This window comes from uncultured Litoreibacter sp. (assembly GCF_947501785.1).
Taxonomy (GTDB): domain Bacteria; phylum Pseudomonadota; class Alphaproteobacteria; order Rhodobacterales; family Rhodobacteraceae; genus Litoreibacter.
In genome coordinates, this window is sequence record NZ_CANMXB010000001.1 from 3,359,444 (window position 1) to 3,379,240 (window position 19,797).

Consider the following 19,797-nt stretch of genomic DNA (forward strand, 5'->3'; position numbering starts at 1 on the left):
TGACACCAACCGCGGGTTATGCAATCTTTTCAATCATGCCGAGGCCGTGTTTTCAGCCACAAGATCCTTGTAAAGCGCCCGAATACGTTTGGTCATGTCGCGGCTGCCTGTTCCAATCGGCTTGCCATCGATCTCGCCCACTGGGGTCTGGGCACCAAATGTACCGGTCAGGAACGCCTCGTCGGCGCCGTAGGTCTCATAAAGTGAGAAATTCTTCTCAAAGACCGGAATGTCATTGGCGCGGCACAGGTCGATGACCTTCTGCCGTGTGACCCCATTCATGCAATAGTCCCCGGTCGAGGTCCAAACCTCGCCTTTACGAACGATAAAGAAGTTGCAGGCATTGGTCGTGTTCACAAAGCCATGCGGGTCGAGCATGAGAGCCTCGTCGGCCCCGGCCTGTTCCGCTTGCAGACAGGCAATCACACAGTTCAGCTTGGAATGGCTGTTGTACTTTGCGTCCTGGCTCATCGGCAACCCGCGCACCTGCGGGACGGTGGCCAGACGAATGCCCCGCGACTGCAATGCCTCTACGGGCTTGGAATGTTCCATGATGATGACAAGGGTTGGGCCGGAACGGCTGAGCGAGGGATGCTGAAACGGCTTCACCTTTGTTCCGCGGGTCAGCATCAGCCGGCAATGCACATCCGTGTGCATATCATTGGCCTCAGCCGTTTTGGACATGGCGTCCAGAATGCCGGCACGGTCCATGCCCACATCCAATGAGACCGATTTGCAAGATGCGAAAAACCGGTCCATGTGTTCGTCAAAGAACGCCCATGTCCCGTTGTAAAGGCGCATGCCCTCCCACATCCCGTCGCCCAGCATAAAGCCACTGTCATAGACCGAAACCCTGGCCTCATCGCGGTGCACGATGTCGCCGTTTACGTAGATCTTGATGTCCCGGTTGCGGATATCATCCGCCGCGTCGTGGGTCGTGTGCTTGCTATCGGTCATGATTGAGAAGCTTCCAGTTGGAGAATTGCATTTGCGATCATCAGATCAAGATGTGCGCCGCCGCCGTTCTTGAAAACTGTGATTGTATCGGGGTGTCGATCAGCTGAACCGCGTGCCTTGAGCTGGTAAAGGTCGCCCAGAATGTCGGCCTCACTTATCACGCCTCTGCTTAGCGGGATTTTCAACTCTCCTATATGCGCAAGGGTCGTGTCACGGCTATCGACGTAAATCTGCCCACTGGTCAGGACGTCATCGTCAGCCTCCCGCATGTCTGCGCGAAAAGCGCCGATCAGATCGACATGAGTGCCGGGTCGCAGCCATTTGCCCTTCAGTACCGGGTCTGTGGACATTGTGGCACAGGTCACAATGTCAGCCTGTCCGACGGCCTCTGAGATGTCGCTTGTCGCGAATACTGGCAAGCCGGTGTTTTGCAAGGTAGCGGCCAGGGCCTTGGCCTTCGCATCTGTGCGGTTCCAAAGGGTAAACCGTTCAAGCTTTGGGAACATCTGACGATACGCCGCAATCACATTGCCTGCCACGCTACCCGCCCCAAGAACCACCATGTGTTTTGCATCTGGGCGCGCGAGATAACGGGCCCCGAGGGCTGAATCGGCGGCTGTCTTGATGTCGGTAATCAAAGCGCTGTCGATCAGCGCTGTCGGGGTGCCTGTCTGTTCATCAAAAACGATCATACCGCCCTGCACACTTGGCAGGTCGCGTTTCGTGTTTTGGGCGATCACGGTGACAGATTTGACGCCAAAGCCGATCCCTTCAATCCGGGCGGCGCGGCTGAGGAGCGTATTCCCCTGCGGCCCCAGAAACACGTCCTCAACCTCGGCCTTGGATAAGGCGTGGCCCGCGTCGATGGCCTCGACAAAAATGCGCCAATCCGTGACCGCACCAAATGTCTCGCGTGTGATGAGTTTCATCCGTTCACCACCGCCATGAAGTCTTTGGTGACCTGATGTTGCGGGTTGCTGAACATTTGTTCGGGCGTGCCTTCTTCAACAATCTCACCCTGCGCCATCAGGATCACACGGTCTGCCACAGCTTTGGCAAACCCCATCTCATGGGTGACGCAGACAATGGTCATATCCGCGCGCGCCAAGTCCTGTATCACCTCAAGAACTTCCGAGATCATCTCAGGGTCCAAAGCTGAGGTGGGTTCGTCAAACAGCATGATTTCCGGCTTTAGCGCCAGGGCGCGGGCCAGTGCCACCCGCTGTTGCTGGCCGCCTGACAACTGATCCGGGTATTTCTCTGCGTGGACCTCAACATGCATTTTCTCAAGTTGCTCTATCGCCTCAACCGTCGCAGCCGATCTGTCCCGCCCAAGCGCGCGGATCTGCGGCAAGACGCAGTTTTCCATAATGGTCAGATGCGGAAACAGGTTGAAGCTTTGAAACACCATGCCCACGCGTTTGCGTACCTGATCCATCACTTTGGTATCATCGCCGACGGGCAGACCCAGCACGTTCAGCGTGCCTGAACGATAGCTTTCCAGCCCGTTCATGCAACGGATCAGTGTCGACTTTCCAGAACCGGAAGGTCCGCAGATCACAAGGGTTTGCTTGTCGGGCACTTCAAGGTTGATGTCCTTCAGAGCGTGGAAGTCACCATAGTATTTTTCCAGCCCACGAATTGAAATTGCTGCATCACGCATGGCCGAGCCTCATTCTGGTTTCCAGCCACGCGCCGTAGCGTGACAGCCCGAAGACAAAGACGAAGTAGATAAGGGCGAGGAAGACATAGACCTCGACATATTGGTTGCCCCATTCGCCGGTCCCGATTGCCGCATTGCCCGAGGCCATGACCTCGAAGAAGCCGATGATCGTCACGATGGAGGTTTCCTTGAAGGTGATCACCGCTTGATTGATGGTCGACGGTAATGTGTTGCGGAAGGCTTGCGGCAACAAGATGTCGATGACGAGCGACCAGTAGGGCATGCCAAGTGCCACAGCGGCCTCTTCCTGCCCTTGCGAGGTGGATTGCAAACCTGCCCGGATAATCTCGGCCTGATAGGCGGCGAAGAAGATCGCGAAAGCAATGACCACCCGCATCAACTTGTTGCCCTGCAACCAGTCCGGCACCAGAAGCGGCACCACCACGGCTGCTGCAAAGAGCAGCGTCAGAAGCGGCAGTGACCGCACGATGTCGATGAAGAAGCCAAATGATTTGGCAATAACAGGCAGGCTGGACCGCCGCGCAAGGGCGAACAACACGGCCAGCGGCATGCCGATGACAAAGACCCCGGAGAAGATGAAAATCGTCAGGGACAGACCACCCCATTGCTCAGAAGTGACCAGTTCAAGACCAGCAAACCCGCCGCGCATCAGCAAGACGAAGGTTGTGAAGCCTGCGACCCAAAGGATCGGCAGGCGCCGGATCGACCAAAAGCTTGGCAGGCAAGACAGCGCGATGGTGGCGATCACCGCTAGGCAAGCCAGCGTTGAGCGCCATTGTTCCTCGTAAGGGTAAAGACCAAACAGGATCAGCCGCCCCCGGCTTTCGATCACGGCCCAACAGGCACCGGCATCATGGGTGCAAAGCTCCTTGTTCTCAACGCGCCAGATCGCATCGACAAAGGCCCAGCCGGTGAATGCCTTCAGGGCAAGATAGATCAGAACGGCAAAGACCAAAGAAAACAGGGTGTCGTACCAGGTCGCAAAGAAATGTTTGCGTAGCCATGCGGCCGGTCCCGTGGCGCTTGGTGGGGGGGCAATAGCGTCCATTGTCATGTCCTAGCTCCTCCCCTTCAGCTTGATACGATCGTTCAGCATGTTCATCAGAAAGCCGATGGAATAGTTGATCAGAATGAACCCGCCCATCAGCAGGGCCAAAAGCTCCATCGTCTGGCCGCTTTGGTTGATCGAGGTCGACACAATGGCAAAGTAGTCAGGATACCCCACAGCGATGCCCACAGTCGTGCCCTTCATCAGCCAGATGTATTGGTTGGTAAGGGATGGAAGCATGGCGCGGAATGCCAATGGAATGCGGATCAGCCGATTGATCTGGAAGGTCGAAAACCCCAAAGCGCGGCCCGCTTCCAGCTTGCCGCGATCAACCGATAGAAGGCCGCCACGGATGATTTCGCCGATGTAGGAGGCCCCAAAAAGCGTCAGGCCCACAAGAAGGGCGGTGAATTCGGGTTTGAGTGTTATGCCGCCCACAAACCGCAGGCCCTTAAGTTGAGGAACCGAGATCAAGGCGCTATCCGGCTCCCGTCCGGTCAGCAGGGCTGCAAAGAAGACGACAAAGACCAACCCAATGGCGATTGCCCATCTTTGACCAACTCGCAACCGTTCACGGGCCAGCACCAGAAATACAACGGCGAGAATGACCGCAACGAGCAACCACCCTACATCGCTGCCCGACAAAGCGGGGGCCGGCATCATGAGGCCACGGTTGGACAGATAGATTGCCTCGCCAAGGGAATAGGCCTGTTTCGGGCTGGGCAGATGCGTCAGGATTGCGTACCAAAAGAACACCTGCAGGATGACGGGGACATTGCGAAACACCTCGACATAGCTTGCGCCGACCAGTTTCATCAGCGTGTTGGACGACACCCGCATCAGCGCGAGCAATAGTCCTAGCACCGTCGCGAAAATGAGGGTCAGAAACCCGACAAGCATGGTATTGAGCAAACCTGCCCAAAGAACGCGGGCATATGTCGATCTGCCCGTGACCTCTATGATTGAGAAATTTACGGGCCAGCCGGTGGTTTGTTCAAGAAAGCCAAACCCGGTTGCCATCCCCTGGTCCGCTATGTTGCTTTTTCCGACGAGGATGACGGATGCGATTAGCGCGATGACGCCCAGAATGAAACCACCTTGAAGTGCAGTCCTGCGGAATTTCTGCGACGCAAATATCTGTGACATGACGACCCCATCAAAATAGAAACAGCCCGGGCGACCCCTGTCGCCCGGGCCAAATCGTTTAGTCAAGAACAAGCGGGTAAAGCAGACCGCCGTTGTTCCACAGGTTATTCAGGCCGCGTGGCAGCTGGTAGCGCGATCCTTCGCCAACCGTCCGGTCATAGATCTCACCGTAGTTACCGACGGTTTTGATGACGTTGTACGCCCAGTCATCGCTGAGCCCCAGACGCGCACCAACGCCCGGGGTCGACCCCAGCAAACGCCCAACTGAGGCCGTTGGCGGGTTGGCCTTCATCTCATCGACGTTAGCTTGAGTGACGCCATTTTCTTCGGCCATGATCAAGGCGCTAACCATCCAGTTGATCACGTCCAGCAGATCATCTTCGCCCTGCTTTACGACAATGCCTTCAGGCTCAAGCGCCAGCACGTCCCCAAGGATTTCAAAATCATCAGGGTTGTCAGCGTTTACACGCGTTGCAGATAGGAACGGCCCAAAACCAGCTATGGCGTCGCACCGGCCGGCGTAGAAAGCCGCGCGCAGCTCTTCGCCCTTTTCAAAGGCCAGTGGCTCATAGTCGATCCCGTTGGTTTCCATGTAGTCCGTCAGAACGCGCTCAACCGTGGTGCCTGCGTTGACGCAGAATACGCCGCCTTCCAGATCGGCAATGCCTTCTGCCTCAAGCTCAGTCTTGGACATGACGTAGAATGGCCCGATAAAATATGGGCGCGAATACTGTAGACCAAGCTCTGTGTCGCGGGTCATGGTCCAGCCCGTGACCTTGATGATCACGTCGATGTCGCCGGATTGAATGGCCGGAAAGCGCTGCGCCCAGCTGACTGGAATGATTTGCAGCTTGTCGGGGCTGCCCAGAATGGCGGTTGCAAGGGCCTTGCAGAATTCAATATCGAACCCTTGCCATTCACCCGCGCCGTCCACCTCAGCAAAGCCGAGATAGCTACCATTGTGACCGGTGCACAAAAGGCTGTCACGCTCGATGATGGTATCGAGCAGTCCTTGATCCTGCGCCTGAGCGGCCGTCGCTGATCCAAGCGCCATTGCGCCTGCCATCAGTAGGTTTGTAAGTTTGGTTTTCATCTTAATCTCCACTGTTGTGATGGGTTGCGTGCCACTTTAGGCGGCATCTTTTGGTGACGTGTCGCTCGTCCCCTCGAAAGCCACCGAGACTTCGTTGTCTGGTAGCGAAATGCCCAGACCCGGCCTGTCGGGTGGGGTCACTCTGAATGGGTCTTTCTGGCGTTTCTCCAGCGCGAGCGCGTCAAAGAAAACGGTATGAACCGTGTGGTATTCCACATGGGCAACTTCAGCGAAGGCTGCGCCGGCATGGACAGCAGCCATCAAGGCAATGGCGGTTGAGGAAACCTCAAGCGAAAGGCGCGTTTGCGTGCCGCTTACCTTGTTTGCGAGACTTGCAATTTGAGACAATCCACCAACGGCAACAGGCGCGGTTTGCAAAAACGCCACGCCGACCTGTTCTATGAGCCGATCATGTATTTCAGGTCGGTATTCAGCTTCCGTCGCCATAACAGGCACGCCCGCCTTCGTCAGCTGCGCCATGCCGGTGTAGTCCCACGCCGCTGTGGGCGATTGAAACGCTTCAATCCGCTCAACCGGGAGCGCCTCAAACAGGCGCAGCGCGTCATCGCTGGAATAGCTGTAGACGCCGTCGACAATGAGTTTCGTGGCCCTTGGAAGAGCAGCAAGAACAGCTTTCACCCGCGCCGTGTCCTCCTGCAAGGACAGGGCACCGATCTTCATCTTTGAAAGCCCGTACCCGCGCGCTGCGTGAGAGGCCATTTCGCGGCAAAGGTCGTCAACAGATTTCCCTTCGCCGTACAATCCGCCGCTGGCATAAAGGGGGGCGGTTCCAGAGCCGTCATTATTCAGACAGCGCCACACTGGTGCGTTTTCGTGCATGGCCGTCAGATCCCACATTGCGATGTCGATCCCGGCCAAGGCAGAGGCGAGGATGCCATGGCGTGCCGTAAGTGTCGCCTTTTCGAACAGCCCACGCGCAATTAGCGGCAGGTCGGTCAACGTGTGGCCAAGGAAATGTGGTGTCACCTCAGTCCGCAAATATGCAACCAGCGCGTCAGGAGCCGCGTCAAAGCACCAACACTCACCGAGACCAACCTTGCCGGCACTATCATGAAGCGTAACGAAAACCGCGTATTTGTCAGTCCAGCGGATTGACGGATTCCAGATTTTGCCGCCCAGATCGTTGCAGTGTGTGTGAACTTTGATCTGAGTGATTTTCGAACTCATCTAGAGACCCTCTGGGATCGTCAAGCCAAGGTCGAAATCAGCCTTGGGCGCATAGCGCAGCGCCTTGAGGAACCGGTCGTGGAACTGCATTGTGTGCGCATGGGCAATTGCATCAGCTGCTGCGATATCCTGGGCCTCGATGGCATCGACAAAATCATGGTGCTGATCGCGCATCACCTCTACCCGGTCCGCGTTATCAAGAAACTGCACATGGATATGCAGCAGGCGGCGCGTCTCAGACAGCAACTCGCGGTACTGGCGGGTGACATAGGGATTGCGCCCTGCTTCAGCGACAGCGACGTGGAACGCAAAATTCGCCTGCAGAATGGTCAGAGCTGAGGCCTGGCCGACACTGTCGTTGAAGACGCCGGCCAACTCTCTTAATCGAGGTAAATCCGTTTCCACCCGGTTTTGCGCGGCAAGACGCGTCGCAAGACGCTGCTGGACGTCCAGGGCCTGAATGAGTGCTGGAAAGTTGCGCAGGTCAACCTGTGTGACGATGGTTGATCTGTTTGGAAGGGTCTCTACCAGCCGTTCGGCCAACAAACGGTTGAGCGCCTCGCGAATGGGAGATCGCGAAACAGCAAACCGTTTCGAAAGGCTTGTCTCTTCCAGTGACTTTCCGGGTTCAAGCTGAAGGGTCAGGATTTCATCTCGCAGAACTCGATAAATCTCACCCGACGCCGCGCCACGCTGAAAAGTCGAAGATGTTTCTTGTTTCGTCACGATGGGATTGAGCCTTGTGTCGGAACTGCCGCTTGTCGACACCGTGTCGACAAAGTGCACCGGAGTCTAGAAGTTTTTTTGAATGCCCAAGTATTGGGGCAGCGGACAAAAGCGTTTTCTGTATCAGCACTGGCCGCACATGCTCAGGTCCAGATGTCCTGCACAGCTGCCATCTGGACGCCAAAGAGTGCCGCTGCGCTGTCGCAGGTCCGCGTGGAGCCCTTTGGCCCGGATGCCGCGCCGAGAATGACAGGAAGCGATGCACGCAAAACGGTCGTTGCAGTCGATGGATGGCCGATCGTTCTTTTCTCGGTCGGAAGTCGTCGGGCAAGGTGTGAAATGTCTACAGTCCCTATGCAGGCACTGCACTAAGCGTCATCTCGGCGAGGCAACTACGCCCCTAATTGGTCACCTCTGACATTCTCCAGGCGGGAACGGAGCAAACTCCGTCTCATCTATACAAGGGCACTCTTGAATGCCTGCTAGGTGCGGCCCAAGACAGCGACGATACCAGACATCAACTCAAAAAACTCAGCCTGCTTGGTAGGCGAACTGGTCTGGATGGTGCTGTGATGTGAGATGAAGCTCATCGGATCTAGCTTGCCCTCAGTTACATCAAGCAAGGCTGCGTAGGACGTCGAAAAGATGAGGTCTGGATTGCGACACGCCTCATACGTCATCTCCGCCGATCCGCCTTTGACCTTCAGGTGCATCTGCTCGTCGTCAACCACGAAAGCCGCGTCGAAACTCATCGCCGGAAGTGCGGCGCGGTTTGCGGCCACCCCCATGGTTGTCGCCACAGTTCTGAGGTTGCCGGGGGGCACAACCTCACCCTCCGGTTCGAACTGCGCTCCGAACATCGCCAGTTCCAAAATGATATCGGCAGTTCGCTTCCCATGATCCGTCAACTCATAGACCGTGGCCCCATGTCCGGCGTCGGCCTTGCTTGCAAGACCATCGCCCACCAGTTTCGCCAGCCTCTCGGTCAACAGATTTGCTGCAATGCCGGTCAAGCCCCGTTGCAGGTCGGAGAACCTGGCAGGCCCGGCATGCAGGTCTCGCAGAATGAGCAGTGTCCAACGGTCTCCGATCCGATCTAGTGCACGGGCTATTGGGCAGAGCAGTTTGTAGGTTCGCGGTTTTGCCATTTACGCCTCACGAAAATGTTACTTTAAAAAATAAAGTAGCCACTTTAGTTCATGGAGCGTCAGATTGATCAGGAGACCCTCAATGTCAACCCTACCCAAAATTCTCGTCACCAGCGCCGCTGGCAAGACGGGTCAGCATGTCGTGACGCAACTGCTTCAAAAGGGTTTCCCGGTCCGAGCGTTGGTGCGCAAACTAGACAGACGTTCAGATGCACTTTCGCAGGCCGGCGCGGACATAGTTGAGGGGAACCAATATTCGCTCTCCGATATGCGGAGGGCCATGCAGGGCGTTAAGCGGGCCTATCAGTGCGCCCCGACTGCACCCAATGGGCTACACTTCAACGCGGTCTTTACGGCGGCGGCCCATGAGGCGGGTCTTGAGCATGTCGTGACGCTTGGCCAATGGCTCTCGTCGGTAGATCACCCGTCGCTCTTCACCAGAGAAGTGTACATCTCCGACGCGCTCATCCGGATGTCGCCGAAGTTTACTGTAACGTCCGTCAATCCTGGCTGGTTTGCTGACAACTACACCATGGTGCTGGATATGGCAGCGCATCTGGGGCTCTTCACAATGCCTTTGGGTCCCGGAGACGAGAAGAAGAACGCGCCGCCCTCCAACGAGGATATTGCAAGCGTTGCGGTCGCGGCGTTGACCGACCCTTCGACGCATGCCGGAAAGACCTATCGCCCGACCGGGCCGGAGTTGATGTCGCCAAATGACATCGCCGCCGCGATGGGGAGGGCCCTTGGTCGAAAGGTCAGCTACATGAACATCTCGGAAAAAATGATGACCAAAGCGCTGCGGGCTTTGCCGCCCTCCAACTATTCTGAGGCTGCGGTGTCGCAACTGGCAATATACGCCGACGAGTATCGACGGGGAAGCTTCGCGGTGAATGCGCCTACTGACGACGTTCTGAAGATCGGGGGTCAGGCGCCTGAAGCGTTCGAAAGCATCGTGCGGCGCGTGGTCGCCGGGCGGCCCGATCTACGCACCAGCCCCCTCAGGCGCGTGAATGCCTTGATGAACTTTGCAAAGATACTTCTGACCCCTGCGCTGGATTTGACAAGGGTTCAGTCAGATCGGGACTACGTGCAAATCGCGCAACCTAGATTCAGTCAAAACACGGCGGATTGGGTGAGCAGCCATGAGCCCAAGCGACCTCTCAACGTTCCCGTTGGCGTAGCATGAACAGGTTTCATCTCGATCCTACCAACCAGAACCAATCACCTGCACCACCAACATAAACGGCTCAGCCCCAGGAGGATATCATGAGCGCTCTTTTCATATCTCGCGTCACTGTTAAGGATCCCGCGAAGTTCCGGGAATATCTACAACGGTCCAAAAACATCGCCTCAGAACACGGCGCGGAACTGCTGGCCAGCGGCGAAGGGCCCCGATCGCTGTCCGGCACAGCCGCGCCGCATCAATTGGCGGTCGTCGTCCGATTTCCGACGATGGCGGATTTGGATGCGTGGCATGCGTCCCCCGCGTATCAGGACATCATCCCCCTTCGGGAGGCGGCGTCAGACCAGGACATCATTGTGTATCAAATGTCCGGTTAAGCAGCCGGGCAAGACCCACTTTGGTCCCGCTCACGCGGGACGGTTCCTTTCCAGCCATAGCGGGCCTTGCTGTTGCGAAGTGCGCTAAGCGGCCATACCAACATCATTTTGCATTGTTGCGAATGGCGGCTTTCGCGAAAGACAGCACGGCCGTAAAACGGAAGGATGAAGCTCACGAGTTCAATCACTGACTATGACCAGAAGTGGCCATCCCTCTTTCTAGAAGAAGCAGGACGGTTGTGGTCGGTGTTTGGCGATGCATGTATCGATATCCATCATGTTGGCAGCACTGCGGTTGAGGGATTGGCTGCCAAACCCGAGATTGATGTTCTCGTGGTGGTTTCCAGCGCCAAGGGTTTGGACAATTGGCAGGCAGAACTGACTGGTCTAGGCTATAAGCGTGGTGGAGACTTGGCGGAGGGCCATCACTTCTTCAAACGCGATGTTGGTGGCAAAAGGACCCACAAGCTTCACTTCTGCGTTTCAGGTCACTCACAGATCAACAGGATGCTTGGAATACGCGACCACTTGCGTAGTAATTCCGCGGATCGACGGGCTTATGCAGAGCTAAAGTTTCGTCTTAAGAAAGAAAACAGGACGGGGATCGCAGAGTATCTGGCAGGCAAGGCACCGTTCCTGGACCAGCTAAATAGGAAAATCCAAACAAAGGCATAACCGACCCCGCCTCACATAAGCATGGATGACGATGGTACGTCGCACTGCATCTGAAGTTCGCTGTAAGCCATTCTTGGCCAAGGCTGCGCGGCGGCTCTGCGACTTTCGGGCGCCAAATCAGCCGTTGCCAGCATTTTTGCCGGGCCAATGGAATTCAGGTTAGTGCTCAAATGATGGCATCTCCACCTATTATGTTTCGGCGAGTGGCCAGTATGATCCTTGGGTTTTACCTTTACAAAAAGTGAACGCCTTAGACTGCGAACAAAAAAGGACGGCGGGAAGCCCGCCGTCCTGCTGTCAGACCTAATGATTTATCGGTCAGTTTACACCTGCGATTGACTTCAACCGGTCCATGACTTCGTCACCTACCAGTTCGTTACCCAACTCGGCCCAAACCGGCTTCATGGCTTCGGCCCAGGCAGCGCGTTGTTCATCGTTCAGGTAGTGAACGCCGACACCTTCGCCCGCAATGTATTCTGCAGCCGATCCGTTGATCTCGGTGTTCTTGGCCATGTTCCATTCCGTCGCATCCGCCAAGGCAGCTTGAACTTCCGTTTTCACATCGTCCGGCATCTCGTCCCACCACTGCTTGTTCGCACCTACCAGGTAGAAGGAGTATTGGTGGTCCGTCATCGTGATGTGGTCAACAAACTGATAAGTCGAGGAGCCGCGCCAAGAGTTCGGCGTCACTTCGCCCGCATCAATCACACCCTGTTGCAATGCGGTGGGTGCCTCGGACCAGTTGATGCCAACCGGATTTGCGCCGACCGCTTCCCAGGTTTTGACGAAGATCGGAGCGGATTGCACCCGCACCTTCAGTCCTTCGGCATCACCAGGCAACAGGATCGGATTCTGGCCCTTATAACCCAGATCGCGGGGGCCGTTCATCCAGACCGCAACAATCTCGATATTCTGGTTGTTCAAGCCGGGCATGATCGCCTCGCGAATGGTCGGATCCGCAACGGCTTCCTGGATTTTCTCCGGCGTGTTCAGCATGAAGGGCAGCTGCAAGGCGGCAACCTTTGGCTCCACGGTGCTGTAGATACCGGCCGTGGGCGAGATGATATGTGTGCCACCAAGCTGCAGGCCCTGGATCTGGCTTTGCTGGTCAAAGAGCGTGCCACTGTGGTGCATCTCGACATTGATCTTGTCGCCGAGACGTTCCTCCAGCTGTGCGGTCAGGTAGTCGAATGTCTGGCCTTTTAGGCCTTTGTTATTGTTGTCATTCGACATGACCATCTGAACTTGCGCCGAGGCCGTTCCTGCGGCCAGTGCAACTGTGGCCGTCAGGGCCAGTGTTTTTAGGGTTTGAGTAAGCATTTTCTTCCTCCTTAGAAAATTGAACGTGGGTTATTAACCGGCCTCATTGGGTGAGGCCGGGCAGTAGCAATGAGAGTGTCGGGATGTAGGTCACCAGCAGCAGCGTGATGATCGTGGCGGCCATCCAAGGCACCGTGGCGCGGAACACCTGCAAGGGCGGGATGCCCGAGATTGAGCTGGCCACGAACAGGTTGATCCCCACCGGCGGCGTGATCAGCCCAAGCTCGATATTGACCACCATGATGATCGCGAAATGCACGGGGTCGATGCCCAAGCTTTCCGCCGCAGGCACCAGCAAAGGTGCAAAGATCAGAATGGTTGGCACGCCTTCGAGAAAGAACCCCACGATGACCAACAGCAGGTTGACGCAAAGCAGGAACACAATTGGCGACAGGTTCATGTCCAAAACGGCCTGCGCCATGGCGGCAGGCAGACCAATCTTCGTCAGGAAGAACCCAAACAGCAGCGCATTTGCGGTGATCCAGAAAATCATGCCGACGCGAGGACCGGTTTCGGCCGTGATCCGCAAGACGTCGCGTACCGACAACTCGCGGTAGATGAACATACCGATCAACATCGCCAGAACGGCGGCCACGGCTGCGGCCTCAGTCGGGGTGAAGATCGCGCCGCCATCATAGTAGATGCCCATAAGATCAAATTCAGGAAATCCGTAGATGCCAAAGACGATGAAAACGGGAAGCGACAGTGCCGGGAGGCTGGTCCGGAAAGCTCGGAACAGCTCGGTACCGGTTGCGCGGGATTTGACGGCGATGCCTTCACGGACTGCCAGGAACCGCGCCGTGAACAAAAGCAGCGCGCCATAGATGATCCCGGGAATGATTCCTGCGAGGAACAGGGCAGGGATCGAGGTCTCGGTCACAAAGCCATAGAGGATCAGTGGGATCGACGGTGGGATCAGGATGCCGATGGAGCCGGACGTGGCCAATGCACCAACGGCATATTTGGGTGAGTACCCCTCTTTCATCAGTGAGGGGTAGAGAATGTTGCCCACGGCTGCGACGGTGGCCGGGCTTGACCCGGAAATCGCCGCAAAGAAGATACAGGTCAGAACGGTCGTCATGCCGAGACCCGCGCGAAGGTGCCCCACCAAGGCCTGCGCAAGCGAGACCAAGCGTTGCACCAGCCCGCCCTTTTCCATCAGCCCTGCGGCGAGGAAGAAGAACGGGATGGCCATCAATGTGAAGTGGTTCAGGTTTGAGAAAATCTTCTGCCCGACAATACCATCAGGGATTGGCGAAAAGATCATTGAGGCTATCAGAGCGGAGCCGCCAAGTGCCACAGCAATTGGCGCGCCGACCGCGATGATCACGAAGAAAATGATTATCAGTGTGACAAAGGCCATCAGTCCACAATCCCCTTGTCTGTCAGGTCGCCGACTTTCTGTCGGAAGGTGGCATCAGGCGCATGGCTGGCGGGGTCGGACCACAAGGCCCAAGCCAATAGGCCGTAGCGAATGAGCATAAGAAAGGTGATGATCGGGACGATCAGGAACGGATAGACTTGTTTGATCCCCAGTTCCGGATGGGTCGCATTGATCATGTCGAGGAAGCTCGCGTAGAAAATGCTGTCCCACAGGAAGTAGCAGGCCAGCAGGAACGCGCCTCCTATGGCCAGAAAATTCAGCACGGCGCGCGCCGTTTCCCCGACGAGGCCGGGCAACAATTCGACACGCGGGTGATACCCTTCACGCACAGCGCGAACGGCGCCAATCAGCATGGCCCAGATCAAAGCCGTGACCAGCCCCGCCTCAAGCCAGTGGATGCCGGTGTTGAAGACATAGCGCAACACCACCTGTAGGAAGGCAAACGCCAATCCAATCAAGGTCAGGACCACCATGGCCCAGATCTCGACTGTGGACAGCAGCCCATCAAATTTCTTGATCACGTTTTCCTCCCTTGCGCCGTCCCACCCGGCTGTTTTCAGTCCTGATGGGAAAACATCGTTTTGCCGGCAAAGGGCAGTTCTACCCGCAGGATCGACGATGTTTCGGCTTCTGTTATGTACAGATGGCGTCCCTCCGGACCGCCAAATGCACAGTTTGCTGTCAGTAGTCCCTCGGGCGATCTGATCCGTATCATCGGCTCTCCCAGCCGTGACATGACCCATACGGTGCCTAGCCCCATATGGCCGATGATCAGTTCGCCTCCTTCTCCGAGCGCCAGACCGTCTGGACCTGCAAGCCCACCGGACAATTGAATGAACGTGCCGGTCTTAACGACGGTCCGGCCACCCGGGAGAAACCGCACACGCCACACCGCATTCATGCGGGTGACGGCGAGATAAAGCTGTTCTTCGGTTTCATTAAAAACCAGCCCGTTCGGGCTTGGGATGTTGGAAATCAGGCAGTCCAGTTCGCCGGTGGTCCTGCGGCAGAACAAGCGGCCATAAGGCGCGTGCAATCCGCTTTGCCCTTGATCGGTAAAGTACAGGTCGCCGTTTGAGGCGAAATGCAAATCATTCACACCGAAGAATTGTTCCAACCCCGGCCGGGTGAGGTAGTCCTCGATCTTGCCTGACACCGGGTCCAGGACCAAGATGCCGCGCGCATGATCAGCAATGAAGATACGCCCGTCTTTATGAATTTTCAGCCCGTTTGGCTCGCCATCGTAGTCAGCAACGACAGAGAATTCACCCTTCGCGTCACATCGCAAAATCCGCCCATGGCAAATGTCGACACAATAGAGGTTCCCGTCGCGATCAAAGGATGGGCCTTCGAGAAAGGCGCGGAAGGTCTTTCCCGGGTGCTGCACCTTGCCCCAATCAGACGTCGACTGAGGTGCCAGCTCTGCGGGCACACGGGCAAAAAGATCAGCCGTCGTGTCTTTTGGTGGTGGAAAGAACATGTGCCCCCAGAATTGCTTTTATAAAACTGTAAATGCAATATAGAGGCTAGATCAACAAAAAAGGTAGTCCTTTCCTAAAATGACCACTCAATTTGCCATTACAGACGCGCATACCCATGTTTTTCTTCCAGAAAAATTCACACTGGCGAAGGAGAGATCCTACACGCCCGGGTCCGCAACCGTAGCCAATCTTGAAGAACATCTGATTCGAGTCGGCGCAAAAAAGGTAGTTATTGTTCAGCCAAGTCCACATGGGGTCGACAATCGCCCGACCCTTCAAGCGCTACGAGAGCTGGGTCACGACAAAGCGCGAGGCGTTTGTGTGGTCGACCCGCAGGCAGCATCCAAAGATACTATGCAGTCATTATGGGATAGTGGCGTCCGTGGCCTACGGGCAAATCTGAAAACCGCTGGTGTGAGTGCCGCCAAGGATGCGGAGCGGCAGCTCGATACACTATCGCGCGCCATGAAAGAAACGGACTTCATTTTGCAGGTATTTCTCCCTGTGCAGGTGACCATCGCGTTAAGGTCCAAATTCGAAAATCTGGGGCGCCCGGTCATTCTAGACCATTTCGGCGGCCTCAAGACGTCGAGCGTGACATTGGCCTCTGACGTGTCGGGCCTTTTGGATGTGCTGAGCCTTCCCAATGTGATCTTGAAAGCGTCAGGCGCGTGCCGCGTTAGGGACTATGCTGTAACGTCAGCAGCACTCGATAAGATCGCCCCGGAACTGTTCGCCGCCGCGCGCGGGCGTGTGATCTGGGGCAGCGATTGGCCACATACTGGAAAGTCCTCCGATCGCGCACAACGGCATTTGTCGCAGATCGAACCTTTCATGGACGTTGATGATCGAGCCAGCTTGGACGACATAAAGAAATGGTCCGGAAATCATAAGGTTTTTCAGGAGATCACCCAAGACACGGCAAACGCGCTCTTTGGACTTTAGGAGCCGCCCGCAACAGTCGCTGTGTAGCGGAACGAGAATGGCTCCACGTAATATGACTCCCCATGCAGGATGACCTGCTCGTCATCTGACAAGATCGTATGGGATCGAACCAGTAGTGGTGCACCAACTGAAATACCCATATCCTCCGCTTGAGTGGTGTTGGCGCAAACGGCGCGCAGGGCGGCATCAATGCGCCCGATACGAAGCCCCAATCCTTCCTCGACGATCTGGTGTCCCCCCTGCGTTTCCAACGCGTGAAGCGAGACGTCCCAGGTGATCTCAGGAGAGAGATATCTCACCTCAGAGCCGATGCAGGTCTCATCGATAAACCTCAGCCGATAGAGGCACATGACAGGGGCACCGGGCGGCACGCCGATTTTCGGGCCTACATGCTGCGGAACCGAGGTCTTTGCGTAAGAGACCAGCCGATAGGAAACCCGGTCGCCAGACACGGCCATTTCGCTTTCAAAAGATTGGATATTGTGAATGTCGAGGGCCACTTTCACCGAAGCGTCATCGTCAATGCGGGCGGCAAATGTCCCGCTGCCAGCCTTGCGCGTCACCATGCCTTCATTGGCAAGCCGCATCATCACGGCCTGCACAGTAGACCGGCTTACCGAGAACTCCGCGGCGATCTTCTTTTCCGTTGGCAATCGCGCGCCAGTTGCAATCTTTCCACTGCGGATACCGTCCGCGAACTTGTCATAGATTCTCTGCTTGGCTGACATGCCCCTGTCCCGACAATATGTGTGTTTACCCATCCCCGTCGCGAGACAGCAATCATTTCAATTCAAATGAGTAGCCAAATATCAAAGGATGACAACTGTTGATTTAGCTTAGGCTCGACTCAAGTATGCTTGGCAGAACACCGCCGCATTTCAGGAGATCAACATCCTGCTGTGTTTCCAAGGCAGCGCGGCAGTGGATCGGCACCTCAGGTCCTTCCGGTCGGACTAACCGAACGGGAATTTCACTTCGGACAGATACTTGCGTCGCTCGCGCGTCGATCTCAAATATGTCTGCGGCGGAGATGCCTAGGCTTTGTGGGTCAATATCCCCTTCTATCTGAAGAGGCAGAATACCCATTCCGATCAGATTGGTGCGGTGGATGCGTTCAAAGCTGCGCGCGATCACGGCTCTGGTGCCAAGAAGCGCGACACCCTTTGCGGCCCAGTCGCGGCTGGAACCCATGCCGTAGCGATCCCCGGCCAGCAGGACAGCGCTTTGCCCGCGTCGCGCCAGCAGATCAGCCGCTTCAAATACGGGCAACACCTGTCCGTCCTCCAGCACCGTTTCAAATGGCGCAAGCCCCTGTTGCAAGTGGTTGCGCACCAATCTGTTGGTGAACAACCCGCGCAGCATAACCTCCCAATTTCCACGATAGGCGGCATAGACATTTAGATTGTCAGCTGCGGCACCGCGCTCAATTAGCCACTGACCGGCGGCACTGTCCGCAGAGATCGCACCGGCCGGAGAAATGTGATCGGTGGTGATGTCATCGCCCAGAACCATCAAAGGTTTCGCAGCATACTGCCCCAGCCGGGTGGTCTGTCCGGCAGATGCAAATTTCGGGCACCGCAAGTAGCGGGAGGACTCATCCCACGGAAATTGAAGGGTTTGCGGCGCGTCAATGGCGTCCCAAGCTAGGCTTTTGCTGGCCGATGCAAAGGCGCGTGGGACGTCTTCGGCGCGATACGCCTCACTCAGGAGTTGCGAAGTCTCATCGGGGTCCGGCCAGATATCGGACAGGAACACCGGCGCGCCATCAGGTCCGACACCCAACGCATCCGTTTTGATGTCGCCATGCATGTCACCCTTCACTGCATAGGCGACCACGAGCGGCGGCGAGGCCAGAAAACCCAGATCAAGTTTGGGATGCACACGACCCGGAAAATTCCGGTTACCAGACAAAACAGCCACAATGGCCTTACCGTTGCTCAAGGCTTTTTCGACGGGGGGCGGCAAGCTCCCGGAGTTTCCGATGCAGGTCGTGCAGCCATGACCGACCACATCAAATCCAAGAGCCGACAAATCCCGGTCCAGTCCGGCCCGCTTGAGCAAGGCCCGCGCGGAGGGCGATCCCGGCGCGAGGGACGTCTTGACCCAAGGGGCCGAAGACAACCCCAGAGCTTGAGCGTTTCGGGCCAGCACTCCAGCCGCGACTAGAAGCGATGGGTCGGACGTGTTGGTGCAACTTGTAATGGCGGCAATTCCGACAGCGCCGTCAGGGACTTCGTCATTGATGTCGCTAACCTGGGTCAGTTCGCGCCCTATCGCTGATGCGATCCTTGTCGCAGCCTCGCCGGGCTGGCACCGATCCTGCGGGCGGCGTGGGCCGGAAATGACAGACGAAATCGCCGAAAGATCAAGCGCAAGCACCCGGTCGTATTTCGGTTTCGCTTCCGGGTCAAACCACAGGTCCATTGCTCGAAACACGGGCTCGATCTGCGCACAATGCGTCGCGTCGCGACCTGTGCGTCTGAGGTAGTCCACCGTTGTCTGGTCAACCGGAAAGTACCCCGTGGACGCGCCGTATTCAGGTGCCATGTTGGCGACAATCGCCCGGGCGTCGGCGTTCAATGTCGACACGCCAGGGCCAAAGAACTCTACAAATTCTCCCGTTACGCCCATCTCGCGCAAGCGGTGTGTGACCTCAAGCGCCAGATCGGTGGCGAAGCTTCCGGCAGGCAACAGCCCCGTGAGGAAAACGCCAACGGTCTTTGGTACTGCCAAGGACACGGTTTGGCCGAACATGACGCTTTCTGCTTCCAATCCGCCGACGCCCCAGGCCATCACGCCTATGCCGTTGATCATGGTGGTGTGGCTGTCAGTTCCTAATAGCATGTCAGGGTGCGCAAAACCGTCCGCATCGACCTCAACGACTGACGCGAGTTGCTCAAGGTTGAGCGTGTGCATGATCCCCGTTCCAGGCGGATGAACCCTTACGCCATCCATCGTTTGCGAGGCCCATTTCATGAACGCATAGCGTTCTGCGTTGCGTGCGTATTCGGTTTTCGCATTCCTTTGGAAGGCGTCCGGACTGCCGTAGGCATCGACGGCCAGGGAGTGATCCACAGACACGTCAACCGGCAATGTCGGCGACAGGACGCCGGGATCACTGCCCGCCTCGGCCACGGCATCACGCAGCCCCGCAACATCCGCCAAGGCGGGCGTGCAGGTTGTGTCGTGCATCAACAGCCTGTTTGGCCGAAACAGGAACTCAAACCCGTCGCTGTTCTGCCCATTCAGCGATAGCAACATCGACTCAATCGCGCCGCCAGCCCGAATGTGATTCTCGCATAACAGCCTGACAATGACGGGCAGTGTTGGCAGAAGGTCGCCAAGAATGCCCGGCAAGTCTGTGACCTGAAGGCTTCCGCCTTCGACGTCGACAGACAGCTGCGCGATCCTGCGAGGCTGGGTTGGCAGATCAGTCACG

19 protein-coding genes are annotated in these 19,797 nt (G+C 56.7%); 4 read left to right on the top strand and 15 right to left on the bottom strand.

What is annotated here, in order from left to right; translation table 11 throughout:
• Positions 1-33: 33 nt before the first annotated feature.
• The 9 genes from Q0899_RS16690 to Q0899_RS16730 all read right to left on the bottom strand — a co-directional run bounded on the left by Q0899_RS16690 (position 34) and on the right by Q0899_RS16730 (position 8,990).
• Positions 34-957 (bottom strand): aminotransferase class IV, encoded by a 924-nt coding sequence (locus Q0899_RS16690; protein WP_299194261.1) that lies wholly within the window; start codon positions 955-957, stop codon positions 34-36.
• A complete protein-coding gene (locus Q0899_RS16695; protein ID WP_299194263.1) occupies positions 954-1,886 on the bottom strand; it encodes an ornithine cyclodeaminase in 933 nt (310 codons plus the stop codon). Before Q0899_RS16695 ends, Q0899_RS16690 begins: the two co-directional genes overlap by 4 nt.
• Positions 1,883-2,620 (bottom strand): amino acid ABC transporter ATP-binding protein, encoded by a 738-nt coding sequence (locus Q0899_RS16700; protein WP_299194265.1) that lies wholly within the window; start codon positions 2,618-2,620, stop codon positions 1,883-1,885. Before Q0899_RS16700 ends, Q0899_RS16695 begins: the two co-directional genes overlap by 4 nt.
• Positions 2,613-3,695 (bottom strand): amino acid ABC transporter permease, encoded by a 1,083-nt coding sequence (locus Q0899_RS16705; RefSeq protein ID WP_299194267.1) that lies wholly within the window; start codon positions 3,693-3,695, stop codon positions 2,613-2,615. The genes Q0899_RS16700 and Q0899_RS16705 overlap by 8 nt, the downstream gene beginning before the upstream one ends.
• A gap of 3 nt (positions 3,696-3,698) precedes the next feature.
• On the bottom strand, positions 3,699-4,835 hold the full coding sequence (locus Q0899_RS16710; RefSeq protein ID WP_298360299.1) for an ABC transporter permease subunit: 1,137 nt from the start codon (positions 4,833-4,835) through the stop codon (positions 3,699-3,701).
• Positions 4,836-4,893: 58 nt separating this feature from the next.
• Positions 4,894-5,928, bottom strand: a complete 1,035-nt coding sequence (locus Q0899_RS16715; RefSeq protein WP_298297856.1) for a transporter substrate-binding domain-containing protein — start codon at positions 5,926-5,928, stop codon at positions 4,894-4,896.
• Between the two features lie 36 nt (positions 5,929-5,964).
• Positions 5,965-7,116 (bottom strand): enolase C-terminal domain-like protein, encoded by a 1,152-nt coding sequence (locus Q0899_RS16720; RefSeq protein WP_299194269.1) that lies wholly within the window; start codon positions 7,114-7,116, stop codon positions 5,965-5,967.
• Positions 7,117-7,902, bottom strand: a complete 786-nt coding sequence (locus Q0899_RS16725) for a GntR family transcriptional regulator (protein WP_299194271.1) — start codon at positions 7,900-7,902, stop codon at positions 7,117-7,119.
• Between the two features lie 422 nt (positions 7,903-8,324).
• Positions 8,325-8,990, bottom strand: a complete 666-nt coding sequence (locus Q0899_RS16730; protein ID WP_298297863.1) for a winged helix-turn-helix transcriptional regulator — start codon at positions 8,988-8,990, stop codon at positions 8,325-8,327.
• 82 nt (positions 8,991-9,072) lie between these two features.
• Here Q0899_RS16730 and Q0899_RS16735 point away from each other — a divergent pair, with 82 nt between their 5' ends.
• The 3 genes from Q0899_RS16735 (at position 9,073) to Q0899_RS16745 (ending at position 11,228) form a co-directional block, all read left to right on the top strand.
• Positions 9,073-10,179: an NmrA family NAD(P)-binding protein gene (locus Q0899_RS16735; RefSeq protein ID WP_299194273.1), complete on the top strand. Its 1,107-nt coding sequence runs from the start codon at positions 9,073-9,075 to the stop codon at positions 10,177-10,179.
• An 80-nt stretch (positions 10,180-10,259) separates the two neighbouring features.
• Positions 10,260-10,553 carry a DUF1330 domain-containing protein gene (locus tag Q0899_RS16740; protein ID WP_298297869.1) on the top strand — a complete coding sequence of 98 codons (294 nt, stop codon included), beginning with the start codon at positions 10,260-10,262 and terminating at the stop codon, positions 10,551-10,553.
• 165 nt (positions 10,554-10,718) lie between these two features.
• Positions 10,719-11,228, top strand: coding sequence for a GrpB family protein (locus Q0899_RS16745; protein WP_299194276.1), 510 nt, complete (start codon positions 10,719-10,721; stop codon positions 11,226-11,228).
• Positions 11,229-11,546: 318 nt separating this feature from the next.
• Here Q0899_RS16745 and Q0899_RS16750 read toward each other — a convergent pair whose 3' ends face one another.
• From Q0899_RS16750 to Q0899_RS16765, 4 genes are read right to left on the bottom strand one after another with little or no spacing between them, the layout of a single operon-like run.
• On the bottom strand, positions 11,547-12,548 hold the full coding sequence (locus tag Q0899_RS16750; protein ID WP_298297877.1) for a TRAP transporter substrate-binding protein: 1,002 nt from the start codon (positions 12,546-12,548) through the stop codon (positions 11,547-11,549).
• Between the two features lie 43 nt (positions 12,549-12,591).
• On the bottom strand, positions 12,592-13,911 hold the full coding sequence (locus tag Q0899_RS16755) for a TRAP transporter large permease (RefSeq protein ID WP_298297882.1): 1,320 nt from the start codon (positions 13,909-13,911) through the stop codon (positions 12,592-12,594).
• A complete protein-coding gene (locus Q0899_RS16760; RefSeq protein WP_298360287.1) occupies positions 13,911-14,453 on the bottom strand; it encodes a TRAP transporter small permease subunit in 543 nt (180 codons plus the stop codon). Before Q0899_RS16760 ends, Q0899_RS16755 begins: the two co-directional genes overlap by 1 nt.
• 35 nt (positions 14,454-14,488) lie before the next feature.
• Complete coding sequence (locus tag Q0899_RS16765) at positions 14,489-15,412, bottom strand: SMP-30/gluconolactonase/LRE family protein (protein WP_299194279.1); 924 nt, start codon at positions 15,410-15,412, stop codon at positions 14,489-14,491.
• A gap of 79 nt (positions 15,413-15,491) precedes the next feature.
• Here Q0899_RS16765 and Q0899_RS16770 point away from each other — a divergent pair, with 79 nt between their 5' ends.
• Complete coding sequence (locus Q0899_RS16770; RefSeq protein ID WP_298297899.1) at positions 15,492-16,358, top strand: amidohydrolase family protein; 867 nt, start codon at positions 15,492-15,494, stop codon at positions 16,356-16,358.
• Here the strand turns inward: Q0899_RS16770 and Q0899_RS16775 are convergent.
• On the bottom strand, positions 16,355-17,086 hold the full coding sequence (locus Q0899_RS16775; RefSeq protein ID WP_298297904.1) for a GntR family transcriptional regulator: 732 nt from the start codon (positions 17,084-17,086) through the stop codon (positions 16,355-16,357). The two genes, Q0899_RS16770 and Q0899_RS16775, sit on opposite strands and share 4 nt — an antisense overlap.
• Before the next feature lie 103 nt (positions 17,087-17,189).
• A complete protein-coding gene (gene acnA / locus Q0899_RS16780; protein ID WP_299194282.1) occupies positions 17,190-19,796 on the bottom strand; it encodes an aconitate hydratase AcnA in 2,607 nt (868 codons plus the stop codon).
• Position 19,797: the final 1 nt, after the last annotated feature.